The sequence below is a fragment of the Paracoccus yeei ATCC BAA-599 genome (assembly GCF_000622145.1).
Lineage (GTDB): Bacteria > Pseudomonadota > Alphaproteobacteria > Rhodobacterales > Rhodobacteraceae > Paracoccus > Paracoccus yeei.
Genome location: NZ_JHWH01000001.1, coordinates 99678 through 114599, shown reverse-complemented (window position 1 = coordinate 114599; position 14922 = coordinate 99678). Strand labels below are relative to the sequence as shown.

Below are 14922 nucleotides of genomic sequence, written 5' to 3'. Positions count from 1 at the left end.
TTCTAACCCTCGGGGTCGCGATAGTCGTGCCAGGTGCCGCGCCAGTCCCGGATCCGCCAGCGCCCCGCGCCCATGTCCAGGACGTCCCCCGATTCCAGCGGCACCTTGCCATGCCCGCCGGGCAGGTCCAGCACATAGGTCGGCAGGCAGGTGCCCGACAGCCGCCCGCGCAGGGCCGCCATGATGGCCCGGCCCCGGGCGATCGTCGTGCGGAAATGGCTGGTCCCGCGCGCCAGGTCGCAATGGTGCAGGTAATAGGGCTTGACCCGGTTCCGCAGCAGCGCCCGGAACAGATCCTCCAGCGTCGCCGGATCGGCGTTCACACCCGCAAGCAGCACCGTCTGCGACAGCAGCGGCACCCCGGCATCGGCCAGCCGCGCCAGCGCGGCGCGGGCCTCGGGCGTCAGCTCGGCGGCGTGGTTCGTGTGCACCACCAGCCAGACCGCCAGCCGTTCCGGGCGCAGCGCCGCCAGCAGGGCCGCGTCGATCCGGCCGGGCGCGACCACCGGAACCCGCGTGTGGATGCGCACCATGTCCAGGTGCGGAATTGCCGCCAGGCGCGCCATCAGTGCCGCGATGCGCCGCGTCGACAGCACCAGGGGATCGCCGCCGGTCAGGATCACCTCGCGCACGGCGGGGGTCGCCGCGACGTAATCCAGCGCGGCGGCCAGTTCCGCCTCGGGCAGCGCGCCTTCCTCGCCCACCACCTCGCGGCGAAAGCAGAAGCGGCAATAGACCGCGCAGGTCCTGGTCACATGCAGGATGACCCGGTCGGGATAGCGATGCGTCAGCCCGGGCACGGGGCTGTGGGCCGCGTCGCCGATGGGATCGGCCAGTTCCTCGGGGCGGACCCGCAATTCGCGCGCATCGGGCACGAATTGCGCGGCGACGCCCGGATCGGCCGCGGCTGCGGCCATGCCCGGCGTCAGCCGAACCCGAAACTCGGCCGCCACCGCCTCAAGCGCCGGGGCCTCGCCCGGCGCGGCAAGCCCCGCCTCGATCAGGGCGGGCACGGTGGTCAGGGGTCGCGTCACGGCGGGGCCTTTCGGAAAGCCCGTTTCCTTGCACCCATCCGCGGGGTTTTGCAAGCTTGCCGGAGCACAATGTATACGTTACCCCTGTCGCAAACGGACGGGGGACCCATGAGCCTGCATCTTTTCGACCTGACCGGCCGCACCGCGCTTGTCACCGGATCATCGCGCGGCCTCGGCCGAGCCATGGCCGAAGGGCTGGCGCGGGCCGGCGCCCGGATCATCCTGAACGGCGCCAACGCCGAGCGGCTCGAGGACGCGGCCGCCGGGATGCGGGACCAGGGCCATGACGTGCTGACCCAGGCCTTCGACGTCAGCGACGAGGCGGCCATCCTGGCCGCGTTCCAGGCCCTCGACGCCCAGGGGATCGCGGTCGACATCCTGGTCAACAACGCCGGCATCCAGTTCCGCAGCCCCATGCTGGAGCTTGGCACGGCGGACTGGCAGCGGGTCATCGACACCAACCTGACCGCAGCCTTCGTCATCGGGCGCGAGGCGGCGCGCCGCATGGCCGCGCGCGGGCGCGGCAAGATCGTCAACATCGGCTCGCTGACCTCGGACCTGGCGCGGCCGACCATCGCGCCCTACGCGGTGTCCAAGGGCGGGATCAAGATGCTGACGCGCGCCATGGCCGCCGAATGGGGCGCGCTGGGCATCCAGGCCAATGCCATCGGCCCGGGCTACATGGTCACCGACATGAACCAGGCGCTGATCGAGAACCCCGACTTCGACGCCTGGGTCAAGGCGCGCACCCCGATGCGCCGCTGGGGCCAGCCCGAGGAACTGGTCGGGCTGGCGATCTTCCTGTCGTCGGACGCCTCGAACTTCGTCTCGGGGCAGCTCATCTATGCCGACGGCGGCATCACCGCCGTCCTTTAGCGGTCAGGGCGTCTCGGTGACACTTACCAGCGCACTGCGGTCGATCTCGGACACGGATCGCGCGCCGGTCAGGGCCATGGCCACGCGCATCTCCTTGGCGACCAGATCCAGCATGTTGGCGACGCCCGCCTCTCCGGCGGCGGCCAGCGCATAGACAAAGGCGCGGCCCATCATCGCGACATCGGCCCCCAGCGCGATCATCCGCACGACGTCCAGACCCGAGCGCACGCCGCTGTCCGCCAGGATCGCGAGGTCCCCCTTGACCGCGTCGGCGATGGCCGGCAGGGCGCGGGTCGAACTCAGCACCCCGTCCAGCTGGCGGCCGCCGTGGTTCGACACGATGATCCCGTCCGCGCCGAACCGCACCGCGTCGCGCGCGTCCTCGACATCCAGGATGCCCTTGATGATCATCGGCCCCTTCCAGAAATCGCGGATCCACTCCAGATCGCTCCAGCCGATCGAGGGGTCGAAATTCGCCCCCAGCCAGCCGATGTAATCCTCAAGCTTGGTGGGCTGGCCGCGATAGACCGAGATATTGCCCAGGTCGTGCGGCTTGCCCTTGATGCCCACGTCCCAGGCCCATTGCGGATGGGTCGCGGCCTGCACGATCTGGCGGAACTTGGCGTCCGGTCCCGACATGCCCGAATGCAGGTCGCGATAGCGCGCCCCCGGCACCGGCATGTCCACGGTAAAGACCAGCGTGTTGATCCCCACCGCCTGCGCGCGCTCCAGCGCGTTCTTCATGAAGCCCCGGTCCTTCAGGACGTAAAGCTGGAACCAGATGGGCACGGGGGACGCGGCCTGCACCTCCTCGATGGAACAGACCGAGACGGTGGACAGGGTAAAGGGCACGCCCTTGGCGGCGGCGGCGCGGGCGGCCTGGACCTCGCCGCGCCGGGCATACATCCCGGTCAGCCCGACCGGGGACAGCGCGACGGGCATCGCGAAGGTCTGGCCCAGCACCTGCGTTTCCAGGCTCAGTTCGGCCACGTTGCGCAGGATGCGCTGGCGCAGCGCGATTTCCGACAGGTCCGAGACGTTGCGCCCCAGCGTGTATTCCGCATAGGCGCCGCCGTCGATGTAATGGAACAGGAACGGCGGCAGCTTGCGGCGGGCGGCTTCGCGGTAATCCGAGATCGACGAAATTCTCATGGTCATGCCTCAACTGTTGTTCGGGTGGGCCGGGCCGGTGATGCCGGCGGCGCGGGCGGCGCTGGCGCGGGCCTTGCGGGCCAGATCCTCGTCGATCTGGCGGATCGTGGTTTCGACAAAGGCCAGGTGCGCGTCCGACGCCGCGCGGGCGCGGTCCGCGTCCCCGGCGGCGATGGCCTGGTAAAGCTCGCGGTGCTGGCGCGACAGCGCCTCGAAGGTGCTGGGCACCAGGTAAAGCTTTTCCAGGCTTTCCGAGATGCTGGCCTGCAGCAGGCTGAACAGGCTGGACATGACCTGGTGCAGGATGGCGTTGTTCGACGCCTCGGCGATGGCCAGGTGAAAGGCGGCGTCCAGCCGCGCCTCCTCGCCGGGGTCGGCCTGGCCGTGGCCGGCGATCATCGTCTCCAGCGCCTGGGCGATGCGGCCGACCGCCGCCGGATCGGCGCGGCGGGCGGCGTAATAGGCGGCCGCCCCTTCCAGCGCGTGGCGGATCTCCATCACGTCATGGCCAAAGCCCGCGTGATGGGCGACCAGCGGCGCCAGGGGCGCGCTGATCCCGTCATGCGCCCAGGCCCGGGGGCCGGGGCGCGCCACGACCAGCCCGGTCTTGCGCACCTCGACCAGCCCGCGCGCGGCAAGCCGGCCGATGGCCTCGCGCAGACTGGTGCGCGAGGCCGACAGGCGGTCCGCCAGCGCCCGTTCGGACGGCAGGCGGTCGCCGGGTTCAAGCCCGCGGTCCCGGATCAGCGCCTCGATCTCGGCCTCGACCCGATCGGTGACACGGGCCCGCGGGGTTCGTTCCGTCATGGGATCATCCAGGGAAAGACATAGGCCTGCAGCGTGGTGATGACGCCGACCAGCGCCGCCAGCGCCAGCGAATGCTTGACGGTAAAGCGGAACAGGTCCGATTCCCGCCCGACCAGCCCCACGGCCGCGCAGGCGATGGCGATGGACTGCGGCGAGATCATCTTGCCCGTCACGCCCCCGGTGGTGTTGACGGCGACCAGCAGCACGTCCGACACGCCGATCTGGTGCGCGGTCGTGGCCTGAAGCGCCCCGAACAGCGCGTTCGACGAGGTGTCCGAGCCGGTGACGAAGACCCCGAGCCAGCCCAGGAAGGGCGAGAAGAAGGTAAAGGCCGACCCGGTATGCGCGAGCGCCAGCGCCAGCGTCGCCGACAGGCCCGAATAGTTCGCCAGGAACGCGAAGGCCAGCACCATGCCGATGGAATAGATCGGGATCACCAGCCCGCGCAGCGTGTCGCCAAAGACCTCGACCGCCTTGCGGGGCTTCATGCCCAGAACCATGATGCTGACCAGCGCCGCGAACAGGATGGCCGTGCCGGTGGCCGAGAACCAGTCGAACTTGTAGACGGCGGCAAAGGGCGTCGGCTCGGCCACGATGGGCGGCGTCTTCTGGACGACATTGTCCAGGAAGGGCACGTGCAGGCTGGCAACCCAGGAATACAGCGGGCCGTCGGCCGTGAACAGCCGCTTGAAGGGCGCGATGCTCCACAGCGTGACGAAGGCGGTCAGGATGACGAAGGGCGACCAGGCGCGGGCGATCTGGCCCGTGGTATAGCTGTGCGCCGTTTCGATGGGGGCGACGGGCGGATCGCCCGGCTCGGAGGCAAAGCGGAAGATGCGCTTGGGCTGCCAGACGCGCAGGAACAGCGGCAGCGCGATCAGCGTGGCGATGGCCGCGGTGATGTCGGGCAGTTCCGGGCCGATGAAGTTCGCCGTCAGGAACTGGACGATGGCGAAGGAGCCGCCGGCGACCAGGATCGCGGGCCAGGTTTCGCGCACGCCGCGCACGCCGTCCATGATCAGGATCAGCCAGAAGGGCACCAGCACCGACAAGAGCGGCAGCTGGCGGCCGGCCATCTGGCCGATGTGGAACGGATCAAGCCCGGTGACCTGGCCCGCCACGATGATCGGGATGCCCATGGCGCCGAAGGCCACCGGCGCGGTGTTGGCGATCAGGCACAGGCCGGCGGCGTAAAGCGGCCGGAACCCCAGGCCGACCAGCAGGGCCGCCGTGATGGCGACCGGCGCGCCAAAGCCCGCCGCGCCCTCGAGGAAGGCACCGAAGGCAAAGCCCACCAGAAGCAGTTGCAGCCGCTGGTCCTCGGTGATGCCCAGGATCGAGCGGCGGATGATCTCGAACTGGCCGGTCGCGACCGAGATCTTGTACAGGAACACCGCGCCCACGATGATCCAGGCGATCGGCCACAGGCCATAGAAGAACCCGTAGACGCCGGCGGCGGCGGCGGCCGAAACCGGCATGCCATAGACCGCGACGGCGATGACCAGGGTCAGCAGGACGGTGACGGTCGCCGCCTGATAGCCCTTCAGACGCCACAGGGTCAGGGCCAGGAAGAAGAAAAGGATCGGAATGGCGGCAACCAGGCTGGAAAGCCAGATATTGCCCAATGGGACATAATCCTGTGCCCAGGTCATCGTGTGAGTTCCTCCCAAAACGATGGTATGACCAAAAAACTTGGATGTACAGGGATATTTGCCAAAGAACGCCATGCGTCAAACAGTTTTGCTCGGACCGCTGGTGTTTTGTGGTCATACCAAAGGCTAAGGTCATGATATTTCTACGCTGCAGCGGAAGGGTGGTGCCCTGCGAATAGCCTATAAAAACAGCAAAAGGGGCGACCATCCGCAATGGCCGCCCCGGAACTGATTCGGTCGATGTGGTCAGACCATCATAGGCGATGGCTGCGCGGATCGTGGTCGCCAGGCTTCTGCGGGTCCTCGGTCAGCGGGTCGTCGCGCAGGTCGGGCATCGGATAGCCGTGGCGCGGATGGCGCCGGGCATAGCGTTGCCCCGTGTCCTGCGAACCGCCGCCGCTGCTGCCGCCCTGAAAGATGTCGCGCGCCATTCCGGCGGCCTCGCCAAATTCGTGCATGACCCCGCGCGCCTGCTGCGCGACCGACTGGAACCCCGTCAGCGCGGCGCTGACCGACTGCATCACGGTATCAAGCGTGCCCGTCAGGCGCTGGGCATTGTCCTCGATCTCGGACACCAGGCTGCGACGCGGGCCGGTGCTGCGGCGCTGGTCGTCGTGGTCGGGACGGACGAACTGGCGTTCCGAAGGGTCCGTGCCGGCAAAGCGGCGCTTGGTGCCCTGCTTCTCGGCCTCGGTCGGAGGTTGCATGCGCGGGCGGGCATAATCGTGGTCGTGGTCGTGATCGGGTCCATGCCGGCGGCGGTGGCGCCGGGGCCCGTGGTCGTCCTCGGAAAACAGCCCCGCCACCTGGCGCACGGCCAGCACCGCGCCCGCCGTCAGCGCGGCGGCGGCGATGCCGGTGCCGCCCCAGACCGCCCATTTCGCCATGCGCGAGGGGCGGGGATAGGCGCGCTTGCCATCGGGCGAGACATCGCCGCTGGGCGGGATGCGCCGGTAATCCTGCGGTCCTGCGGGGCGCCGGTGCCCCTTGGGGACGGGGCGGGGGCCAAAGCGCGTCTCGCTGGTGATGTCGGCATCGGTGCGGGTGATGCCGGGGTTGAACGGGTCCGTTTCGTCATTCGGCGGCTGGCGCATCGGTCGGTCCTTTCACGGAATCGCATCTGCGCATCAACCCGCCAACTGCCCGAATGTTCCGCGCGCCAAGCCCTGCGCCGGGCAAGAAAAAACGCGCCGGATCGCGGCGCGTTCTGGTCTTTGCGGGGGCCACAAGGGCAGGGCGATCAGTTCGCCTCGTCCTCGTCGCGGCCGGCCGAGCCGATGTCCTCGAACAGTTCGGCGATCTCGAAATCGGCTGCCGCGTCTTCCTCGGCGGCCAGGTCCTGGATCGACTTGCCCGAAGCCTGCAGTTCGGCTTCCTCGGCCGAACGGGCGACGTTCAGGCGGATGGTCGCATCGACTTCCGGGTGCAGGTGCACGCGGACCTCGTGCAGGCCCAGGTCCTTGATCGGCGCCGTCAGCACGACCTGACGGCGCTCGACGGCGAAGCCTTCGGCGTTAGCGGCCTCGGCGGCGTCACGCGGGGTGACCGAACCGTAAAGCGCGCCGGCGTCCGAAGCCGAGCGGATGATGACGAAGGTCTGGCCGTCCAGTTTCTCGGCCAGCTTCTGCGCCTCGGCGCGGGACTCGTCGTTGCGCACGGCGAGTTCCGCCTTGCGTTCCTCGAAGGCCTTGATGTTGGCTTCCGAGGCGCGCAGCGCCTTGCCCTGCGGCAGCAGGTAGTTGCGCGCGAAGCCCTCTTTGACCTTCACGACTTCGCCCATCTGGCCCAGCTTGGCCACACGTTCCAGCAGGATGACTTGCATGTTCGTCTCTCCTTACTTCACGGCATAGGGAAGCAGGGCGAGGAAGCGGGCGCGCTTGATGGCGCGCGCGAGTTCGCGCTGCTTCTTGGCCGAGACGGCGGTGATGCGCGACGGCACGATCTTGCCGCGTTCGCTGATGTAGCGTTGCAGCAGGCGCGTGTCCTTGTAGTCGATCGCGGGGGCGTTATCGCCCGAGAACGGGCAGACCTTGCGGCGGCGGAAGAAGGGTTTGTTGGCCATGATATGCGTCCTTTCCCTCAGTTCCGGTCGTCGCGGTCGCGGCGCTCGCGGCGCTCGCCATCCCGGCCACCGCGATCACCACGGTCGCCGTCACGGTCGCGGCGTTCGCCACGGTCACCGCGGTCGCCACGATCCCCGCGCTCGCGCTCGTCGCGCTTCTGCATCTGGATCGAGGGGCCTTCCTTGTGCTCGTCCACGCGGACGGTCAGCACGCGCATGACGTCGTCATGCAGGCGGGCCAGACGCTCCATTTCCTGCACGGCGGCCGAGGGCGCGTCCGAACGCAGGAAGGCGTAATGGCCCTTGCGGTTCTTGTTGATCTTGTAGGCCAGGGTGCGCACGCCCCAGTATTCGTTCTCGACCACCTTGCCGCCGTTGTCGGCCAGCACGGTCGAGAAATGTTCGATCAGCCCTTCGGCCTGCGTGTTCGACAGGTCCTGGCGGGCGATCAGCACATGCTCGTAAAGCGGCATGTCTGTTCCTTTTTCAGGGCGCATTTCAACGACGGGGCAACCTTCCGCGCCCCGTCACGAGAGGCTGCGCCGGTTTCGTGTATGCGGAAGGATGCAGCCTTATAACGGCACCGGGCGCGATTGCAAGGCAAAACCCGTCCGCGCCGGCTTTCGCCCCTGCGGCGGCAGTGTTTCGCCGGGGCGAAGCCACACGAAATTGTCAGGCAGAATGGCGGAAACCCTTGTTGCGACTGGCGCATTTCCTGTCACCATTCCCAGTGACCATTTCAATCAGGAGTTCCCGATGAAGATCCTCGTCGTCCCCTTCGCCCTTGCGACCGCGTTCGGCGCCACGGCCGCCCTGGCCGAGCCGGTGGCCTATGACTTCGATCCGTCGCACAGCCAGGTGGTGTTCGACTATCAGCACATGGGCTTTTCGACCAGCACGGGCATCATCAACGGCGTCACCGGCAAGCTGATGCTGGACGCCGAGAACCCCGCCAACTCCAGCGTCGAGGCGACGATCCCGCTGTCGGGCCTGCGTACCGTTTCGCCCGAGCTCGACAAGCACCTGTTCGGACCCGATTTCTTCAACACCGACCAGGCCAGCGCCGTCGCCACCTTCAAGTCGACCAAGGTCGAGCCAGATGACGACGACGAAGCCAAGGTCACGGGCGACCTGACGCTGAACGGCGTCACCAAATCGGTGGTCCTCGAGGTCGACCTGAAGCAGATCGCCGCCCACCCGATGAGCGGCAAGGAAGTCGCCGGCTTCGACGCCGAGACCGAGATCAAGCGTTCGGAATTCAACCTGGCGAAGTTCGCCCCCGCCGTCTCGGACGAGGTCGAAATCAACATCACCGTCGAGGCGGTCAAGGCCGAATAAACCGCGCGCCCGGACCTGTCCGCGAAGGCCCCCGATCCGGGGGCCTTTTTTCATGCGCAGTTCCATGCCGCGTGACGCAGCGTCGTTTTTTGCGGCGAACGCGCCCCGTCACGCCCTTGTGAAAGATTGTTGCGCGGTGCTATGGAGTCCCGGTTGAGACGCTAACAGGGGAGGTGCCCTCGTGAAGATCGGCGCTTTGAGAGAGAGTTACGAGGGGGAGGCCCGTGTCGCGGTTACCCCATCCTCTGCGGCCCATCTGAAGAAGCTGGGTCACGAGGTCTTTGTCGAATCCGGCGCCGGGGTGCGCGCGGGCTTTTCGGATGCCGCCTATCAGGCGGCCGGCGTGACCGTCGAGCCGACCGCCGCCGCGCTGATCAATGACGTAGACGTGGTGGTCAAGGTCCGCCCGCCCGAGCTGGCCGAGATCGCCCAGATGCGGCGCGGCCAGACCCTCATCAGCCATTTCTGGCCGGCGCAGAACGCCGAACTGCTGGAGGCCGCGCGCGAACAGGGCATCACCGCCATCGCCATGGACATGGTGCCGCGCATCTCGCGCGCGCAAAAGATGGACGCGCTCAGCTCGATGGCGAACATCGCCGGCTACCGCGCGGTGATCGAGGCGGCCAACAACTTCGGCCGCTTCTTCACCGGCCAGGTGACGGCGGCGGGCAAGGTGCCGCCGGCCAAGGTGCTGATCGTCGGCGCGGGCGTCGCGGGGCTTGCCGCCATCGGCGCCGCGACCAGCCTGGGCGCGCAGGTCTATGCCTTCGACGTGCGCCCCGAGGTCGCCGAGCAGATTGAATCGATGGGCGCGGAATTCGTCTATCTGGACTTCAAGGACCAGGTGCAGGACGGCGCCGCGACCGGCGGCTATGCCGCGCCCTCGTCCCCCGAGTTCCGCGAGGCGCAGCTGGCCAAGTTCCGCGAACTCGCACCCGAGATGGACATCGTCATCACCACCGCCCTGATCCCGGGCCGGCCCGCGCCGAAGCTCTGGACCGAGGACATGGTGGCCGCGATGAAGCCCGGCAGCGTCATCGTCGACCTGGCCGCCGAACGCGGCGGCAACTGCGACCTGACCGTGCCCGACCAGCGCATCGTGACCGAGAACGGCGTTGTCGTCATCGGCTACACCGACTTCCCGTCGCGCATGGGGGCGCAGGCGTCCGAGCTTTACGGCAACAACATCCGCCACATGCTGGCCGACCTGACGCCCGGCAAGGACGGCGTGATCGTCCAGAACATGGAGGACGACGTCATCCGCGGCGCCACCGTCACCCATGACGGCGACGTGACCTGGCCGCCGCCGCCGCCCAAGGTCGCCGCCATCGCGGCGCAAAAGCCCAAGGAAAAGCCCAAGGAGCTGACGCCCGAGGAAAAGCGCGCGGCCGAGGTCGCGGCCTTCAGGGCGCAGACGAAGTCCCAGGTCACGCTGCTGGCGGTGGGCGCCATCCTGATGCTGCTGGTCGGCATGTTCGCGCCCGCCAGCTTCCTGTCGCATTTCATCGTCTTCGTGCTGTCGGTGTTCATCGGCTTCCAGGTGATCTGGAACGTCAGCCATTCGCTGCACACGCCGCTGATGGCGATCACCAACGCCATCTCCTCGATCATCATCGTCGGCGCGCTGCTGCAGATCGGGTCGGGGTCGTGGCTGGTCGTCCTGCTGGCGGCGCTGTCGGTGCTGATGGCGGGCGTCAACATCTTCGGCGGTTTCCTGGTCACGCGCCGGATGCTCGCCATGTTCCAGAAATCGTAAGGAGAGGGCGATGGAATACGGTTTCACCACCGCCGCCTATGTCGTCGCGGCCGTCCTTTTCATCCTGTCGCTGGGCGGGCTCTCGGGCCAGGAAAGCGCCAAGCGCGCGGTCTGGTACGGCATCAGTGCCATGGCGCTGGCCGTCGTCGCCACGCTGATCGGGCCGGGCTATGGCAACTGGGGCATCAGCCTGCTGATGCTGGCCATCGGCGGCGCCATCGGCTGGGTCGTGGCCAAGCGCGTGCAGATGACGGAAATGCCGCAGCTGGTCGCCGCCATGCATTCGCTGGTGGGCCTGGCCGCCGTGCTGATCGGCTTCAACGCCCAGTTCGAACTGTCCCGCGTGCTGCGCGCCCGCGCGCTGGACGCCGAGGCCTATTTCCACGGCTTCGCCGCCGTTCTGGCCCACAAGACCCCGGCCGAGATCGCCATGCTGAAGGTCGAGGTCGCGCTGGGGATCTTCATCGGCGCCGTGACCTTCACCGGCTCGATCGTGGCCTTCGGCAAGCTTGCGGGCAAGATCGACGGCAAGCCGAAGAAGCTGCCGGGCGGGCACATGCTGAACGCGGGCGCGGCGGCCCTGTCGCTGCTGGCCGTCATCCTTTACTGCACCACCGGGGCCCCGGTCCTGTGGCTGCTGATCATCACCCTGGCCGCGTTCTTCATCGGCTATCACCTGATCATGGGCATCGGCGGCGCCGACATGCCGGTGGTGGTCTCGATGCTGAACAGCTACTCCGGCTGGGCGGCGGCGGCCATCGGCTTCACGCTCGGCAACGACCTGCTGATCGTCGTGGGCGCGCTGGTCGGATCAAGCGGTGCGATCCTGTCCTATATCATGTGCAAGGCGATGAACCGCAATTTCGTCAGCGTGATCCTGGGCGGTTTCGGCGGCGAGACGGGGCCCGCGATGGAGATCGAGGGCGAGCAGATCGCCATCGACGCCGAAAGCGTCGCGGCGGCGCTGAACGACGCGGACGAGATCATCATCGTGCCGGGCTATGGCATGGCGGTGGCGCAGGCGCAGCAATCGGTCAGCGAACTGACCCGCAAGCTGCGCGCGCGCGGCAAGACGGTCCGCTTTGCCATCCATCCGGTCGCCGGCCGCCTGCCCGGGCACATGAACGTGCTGCTGGCCGAGGCCAAGGTGCCCTATGACATCGTCATGGAGATGGACGAAATCAACGAGGACTTCCCGAACACGGATGTGGTCATCGTGATCGGCTCGAACGACATCGTGAACCCGGCCGCGCAGGAGGACCCCAACAGCCCCATCGCCGGCATGCCGGTGCTGGAGGTCTGGAAGGCCAAGCAGGTGTTCGTCAGCAAGCGCGGCCAGGGCACCGGCTATTCCGGGATCGAGAACCCGCTGTTCTACAAGGAAAACACCCGCATGTTCTATGGCGACGCCAAGAAGTCGCTGGACGCGCTGCTGCCCATGATCGAGTAGGGCGGGCTTATAGTATTAAGCACTGCAACCAAGGAGGAAAAACCATGTCCGACCAAATCTCCACTTCGATAGCACAGAGTTCGGAAGTCCCTGGCCGGTCTCGGCGCAACTTTCTGAAAACGACGGGGCTGACCGCGCTGGGGACGATGCTTGGCATGGCTGTGCCTTTCGAACGCAATCTGCCCGTTGGCTTCGTGCCAGTCGCACTGGCTCAGGACACCGGCCATGATCTGATGTCGGGCAAGAACGGACTGACGGTGCTGGGCGACCGCCCGCTGAACGCGGAAACCCCTGTTCACCTGTTGGATGATGACGTGACGCCTTATGAGCGTCTGTTCGTCCGCATGAACGGCCTCGTCCCCCAGACGGCGCTTGACCAGGACGCCGAGGGTTGGGTGCTGACCATCGACGGCGAAGTGAACACCCCGCTGGAATTGACGATCGACGATCTGAAATCACGCTTCGAAAATGTCACCCGGCAGCTGGTGATCGAATGCGGCGGCAATGGGCGGGCCTTCTTTCAACCGGGAACGTCGGGCAACCAATGGACTTTCGGCGCGGTCGGCTGCCCGGAGTGGACCGGGGTCCGTCTGGCCGACGTGCTGAAAGAGGCCGGCATTAAGGAAAGCGCCGTCTATACCGGCCATTACGGCAATGACGTGCATCTGAGCGGCGACGAAGAGAAGGAAGTGATTTCGCGCGGGGTGCCGATCGAGAAGGCGATAGAGGGGGATGCGATCATCGCCTGGGCGATGAACGGCGAACCGTTGTCGGCGCTGCACGGCTTTCCGCTGCGGCTGATCGTGCCAGGCTATCCGGCCTCGGCCTCGCAGAAATACCTCAACCGGATCTGGATCCGCGACAAGGAACATGACGGCGCCAAGATGACCGGCGATTCTTATCGCATCCCCGCCTATCCGGTCGCCCCCGGCACCGAAGTTCCCGAGAAGGACATGGTGGTGCTCAAGGAAATGCCGGTGAAGTCCATCATCACCTTCCCGCAGACCGGCGCCGAGGTGAAGGCAGGCGAGCCGGTCGAGGTCCGGGGCCATGCCTGGTGCGGCAAGGGCGATGTCGCCTCGGTCAAGTATTCGCTGGACTTCGGCCAGACCTGGCAGGACGCGGAACTGGAGCCGGCGCCGAACCGCTTTGCCTGGCAGCGCTGGCGTGCCAAGGTGACGCCGCCCCAGCACGGCTATTACGAGGTCTGGGCTCGGGCAGTGGACCAGGACGGCATTGGTCAGCCGCCGCTGTCGCCGGTCTGGAACCCGCGTGGCTATGCCAACAACATCCAGCACCGCATCGCGCTGGTCGCGGTCGGGTAAGGGGTGACCGCGATGCGCATTATCCCGACGATTGTGGCTGCGATTGCGGCCGTGCTGACCCTTGGCAGCGGCTTGGCAATGGCCGGAACCCGGCTGGATCCGATGGCCGCGCTGTCCGGACGGTCTGCCGGCTCGGACCCGCTTGACCCGATGACCGCCTTGCGTTCTCGGGCCGACACCGCCGAGGCGGCGAAAGGAAACGAGGAATTGGGCGGTCTGCCCGACGGGGCGGGGGCCGAAGAGACCTATTACCAATGCGTCGCCTGCCATTCGACCGAGATCATCAAGCAGCAGCGCATCACGGACCATCGCTGGGACGAGCTGTGGACATGGATGGTCGAGGCGCAGGGCATGGTCGAGCCCGAGCCGGATACCAAGGCGCTGATCCTGACCTATCTCAAGACGAATTTCTCGTCCGAGAGATAGATCTCCGGTCGGCGCGCCGACATGGGCGGCATATCCGCAGTCTCGCAGATCTGCCTGCCCATGCCCCACTGTGCCGTTGCGCCGTTCGGTTGGTCGGTTCCGCTGTCTGATTGCGCAGCGGCCGGTCAAGACGTCTGGCAAGTGCAGTCCTGATCTCTCGTGCAGCCGCATGGTCGGCGAACGGGCTGCTTCAAAGATCTTGTCGCATACGCAGGTCTGGCCATAAGGGCCGAACTGCCCAGGTGCCTGGGCGTCGCAGTCTGCTGCGCGTCAGCAAAGACACCTTCCTGCAAGGCACAATGCTACCGGCGAATAAGCCCGTTCTGCGACTGCGTGTGATCGGCATTGACGACTGGGCGTGGCGCAAGGGGCAGCGCAATGGGACCTTGGTCCGTGACCGCGCGCACCAAGCTGTCATCGACCTGCTGCCGGATCGCGAACCTGCAACTGTGGCCGCCTTGCTGCGACATCATCCGCAGATCGAGATTGTCGCGCGGAATCGGAATGGCTCAGCCGCGGCCTCGCCCCTCTTATCGCCGAAGCGCTGTCGCGAGGTACCCCGGTTCTACTTGGCGTCAACGGCCGTAATCTTGCCAGCTTCGAGACGTTTTCCTCGGGCATGGCGGTCCAACTGCAACCCGACGAAGCGGCAGTTATGGACTGGTGCAAGATCGCTATCGCAGAATACGTATAAGGGGGAAACGGGTGGTCCTCCCCCACTGAAGTGGTCCGCCGTTATGTTTAGGAAACGGAGGATCGAGAATGGCAAACAAACGACCGAAGCCGGAAGAGATTGTCTCGAAGTTGCGGCAGGTTGGGTCGTGTCTCGGCAGTGGTGGAAATTGGACGGTGGCGTAATCTCCGGGTGAACTGACACCCACCCAACCGGCGGCGGCAACCGCCAGGGAGATCACGCCATGAAGCAGAATACCGACAGCTCATCCTTTTCGCTACTGCCCGACGCCAGCGGGTATGATCTGATCTAGGATCGCCTGCGGGCGAATGTCCGTGCCACCATTGAGGCCATGTTCGAAGAAGAACTGG

Annotated in this window: 14 protein-coding genes and 2 pseudogenes; 8 read left to right on the top strand and 8 right to left on the bottom strand. The window is 66.8% G+C overall.

The genetic code is table 11. The annotated features are described in order from the left end of the window. Positions 1-2: 2 nt before the first annotated feature. A complete protein-coding gene (locus BU28_RS0100555) occupies positions 3-1034 on the bottom strand; it encodes a lysine-2,3-aminomutase-like protein (RefSeq protein ID WP_028717707.1) in 1032 nt (343 codons plus the stop codon). 108 nt (positions 1035-1142) lie between these two features. On the opposite strand from BU28_RS0100555, the gene BU28_RS0100550 reads away from it, so the two are divergent. Then, a complete protein-coding gene (locus tag BU28_RS0100550; protein ID WP_028717706.1) occupies positions 1143-1910 on the top strand; it encodes an SDR family oxidoreductase in 768 nt (255 codons plus the stop codon). Between the two features lie 3 nt (positions 1911-1913). Here the strand turns inward: BU28_RS0100550 and lldD are convergent, their stop codons facing one another. The 7 genes from lldD to rpsF all read right to left on the bottom strand — a co-directional run bounded on the left by lldD (position 1914) and on the right by rpsF (position 8056). Then, positions 1914-3062 (bottom strand): FMN-dependent L-lactate dehydrogenase LldD, encoded by a 1149-nt coding sequence (gene lldD / locus BU28_RS0100545; protein WP_028717705.1) that lies wholly within the window; start codon positions 3060-3062, stop codon positions 1914-1916. Between the two features lie 9 nt (positions 3063-3071). Further along, complete coding sequence (locus BU28_RS0100540; protein ID WP_028717704.1) at positions 3072-3869, bottom strand: FCD domain-containing protein; 798 nt, start codon at positions 3867-3869, stop codon at positions 3072-3074. Further along, positions 3866-5521 carry an L-lactate permease gene (gene lldP, locus BU28_RS0100535; protein WP_028717703.1) on the bottom strand — a complete coding sequence of 552 codons (1656 nt, stop codon included), beginning with the start codon at positions 5519-5521 and terminating at the stop codon, positions 3866-3868. The genes BU28_RS0100540 and lldP overlap by 4 nt, the downstream gene beginning before the upstream one ends. 254 nt (positions 5522-5775) lie before the next feature. Beyond that, positions 5776-6615, bottom strand: a complete 840-nt coding sequence (locus BU28_RS0100530) for a hypothetical protein (protein WP_028717702.1) — start codon at positions 6613-6615, stop codon at positions 5776-5778. Positions 6616-6761: 146 nt separating this feature from the next. Continuing rightward, positions 6762-7343: a 50S ribosomal protein L9 gene (rplI, locus tag BU28_RS0100525; RefSeq protein ID WP_028717701.1), complete on the bottom strand. Its 582-nt coding sequence runs from the start codon at positions 7341-7343 to the stop codon at positions 6762-6764. Positions 7344-7355: 12 nt separating this feature from the next. Beyond that, positions 7356-7583 (bottom strand): 30S ribosomal protein S18, encoded by a 228-nt coding sequence (rpsR, locus tag BU28_RS0100520; RefSeq protein WP_011747229.1) that lies wholly within the window; start codon positions 7581-7583, stop codon positions 7356-7358. A 17-nt stretch (positions 7584-7600) separates the two neighbouring features. Then, complete coding sequence (rpsF, locus tag BU28_RS0100515) at positions 7601-8056, bottom strand: 30S ribosomal protein S6 (RefSeq protein ID WP_028717700.1); 456 nt, start codon at positions 8054-8056, stop codon at positions 7601-7603. Positions 8057-8339: 283 nt separating this feature from the next. Between rpsF and BU28_RS0100510 the strand changes: the two genes are divergently transcribed. The 7 genes and pseudogenes from BU28_RS0100510 to BU28_RS26745 form a co-directional block, all read left to right on the top strand. Next, positions 8340-8921, top strand: a complete 582-nt coding sequence (locus BU28_RS0100510) for a YceI family protein (protein WP_028717699.1) — start codon at positions 8340-8342, stop codon at positions 8919-8921. A gap of 181 nt (positions 8922-9102) precedes the next feature. Next, positions 9103-10677 (top strand): Re/Si-specific NAD(P)(+) transhydrogenase subunit alpha, encoded by a 1575-nt coding sequence (locus BU28_RS0100505; RefSeq protein WP_028717698.1) that lies wholly within the window; start codon positions 9103-9105, stop codon positions 10675-10677. A gap of 10 nt (positions 10678-10687) precedes the next feature. Then, the gene (locus tag BU28_RS0100500; RefSeq protein WP_028717697.1) at positions 10688-12127 is read left to right on the top strand and encodes an NAD(P)(+) transhydrogenase (Re/Si-specific) subunit beta; all 1440 of its coding nucleotides are present in this window, start codon (positions 10688-10690) and stop codon (positions 12125-12127) included. A 155-nt stretch (positions 12128-12282) separates the two neighbouring features. Then, a complete protein-coding gene (locus BU28_RS0100495) occupies positions 12283-13452 on the top strand; it encodes a sulfite oxidase (RefSeq protein ID WP_332908371.1) in 1170 nt (389 codons plus the stop codon). 12 nt (positions 13453-13464) lie between these two features. Continuing rightward, positions 13465-13878 (top strand): hypothetical protein, encoded by a 414-nt coding sequence (locus BU28_RS0100490; RefSeq protein WP_036761722.1) that lies wholly within the window; start codon positions 13465-13467, stop codon positions 13876-13878. Between the two features lie 511 nt (positions 13879-14389). Then, positions 14390-14572: pseudogene (locus BU28_RS24405) on the top strand (DUF2478 domain-containing protein); the annotation flags it as partial. Between the two features lie 223 nt (positions 14573-14795). After that, positions 14796-14922 (top strand): annotated as a pseudogene (locus BU28_RS26745) (IS256 family transposase); the annotation flags it as partial.

What these genes read in the sequence shown, in the direction of transcription:
- BU28_RS0100540 (WP_028717704.1), bottom strand. Translation starts at nt 3,869, where the DNA reads ATGACGGAACGAACCCCGCGGGCCCGTGTCACCGATCGGGTCGAGGCC.
- BU28_RS0100550 (WP_028717706.1), top strand. Translation starts at nt 1,143, where the DNA reads ATGAGCCTGCATCTTTTCGACCTGACCGGCCGCACCGCGCTTGTCACC.
- BU28_RS0100495 (WP_332908371.1), top strand. Translation starts at nt 12,283, where the DNA reads ATGGCTGTGCCTTTCGAACGCAATCTGCCCGTTGGCTTCGTGCCAGTC.
- lldD (WP_028717705.1), bottom strand. Translation starts at nt 3,062, where the DNA reads ATGAGAATTTCGTCGATCTCGGATTACCGCGAAGCCGCCCGCCGCAAG.
- BU28_RS0100500 (WP_028717697.1), top strand. Translation starts at nt 10,688, where the DNA reads ATGGAATACGGTTTCACCACCGCCGCCTATGTCGTCGCGGCCGTCCTT.
- rpsR (WP_011747229.1), bottom strand. Translation starts at nt 7,583, where the DNA reads ATGGCCAACAAACCCTTCTTCCGCCGCCGCAAGGTCTGCCCGTTCTCG.
- rplI (WP_028717701.1), bottom strand. Translation starts at nt 7,343, where the DNA reads ATGCAAGTCATCCTGCTGGAACGTGTGGCCAAGCTGGGCCAGATGGGC.
- rpsF (WP_028717700.1), bottom strand. Translation starts at nt 8,056, where the DNA reads ATGCCGCTTTACGAGCATGTGCTGATCGCCCGCCAGGACCTGTCGAAC.
- lldP (WP_028717703.1), bottom strand. Translation starts at nt 5,521, where the DNA reads ATGACCTGGGCACAGGATTATGTCCCATTGGGCAATATCTGGCTTTCC.
- BU28_RS0100490 (WP_036761722.1), top strand. Translation starts at nt 13,465, where the DNA reads ATGCGCATTATCCCGACGATTGTGGCTGCGATTGCGGCCGTGCTGACC.
- BU28_RS0100510 (WP_028717699.1), top strand. Translation starts at nt 8,340, where the DNA reads ATGAAGATCCTCGTCGTCCCCTTCGCCCTTGCGACCGCGTTCGGCGCC.
- BU28_RS0100530 (WP_028717702.1), bottom strand. Translation starts at nt 6,615, where the DNA reads ATGCGCCAGCCGCCGAATGACGAAACGGACCCGTTCAACCCCGGCATC.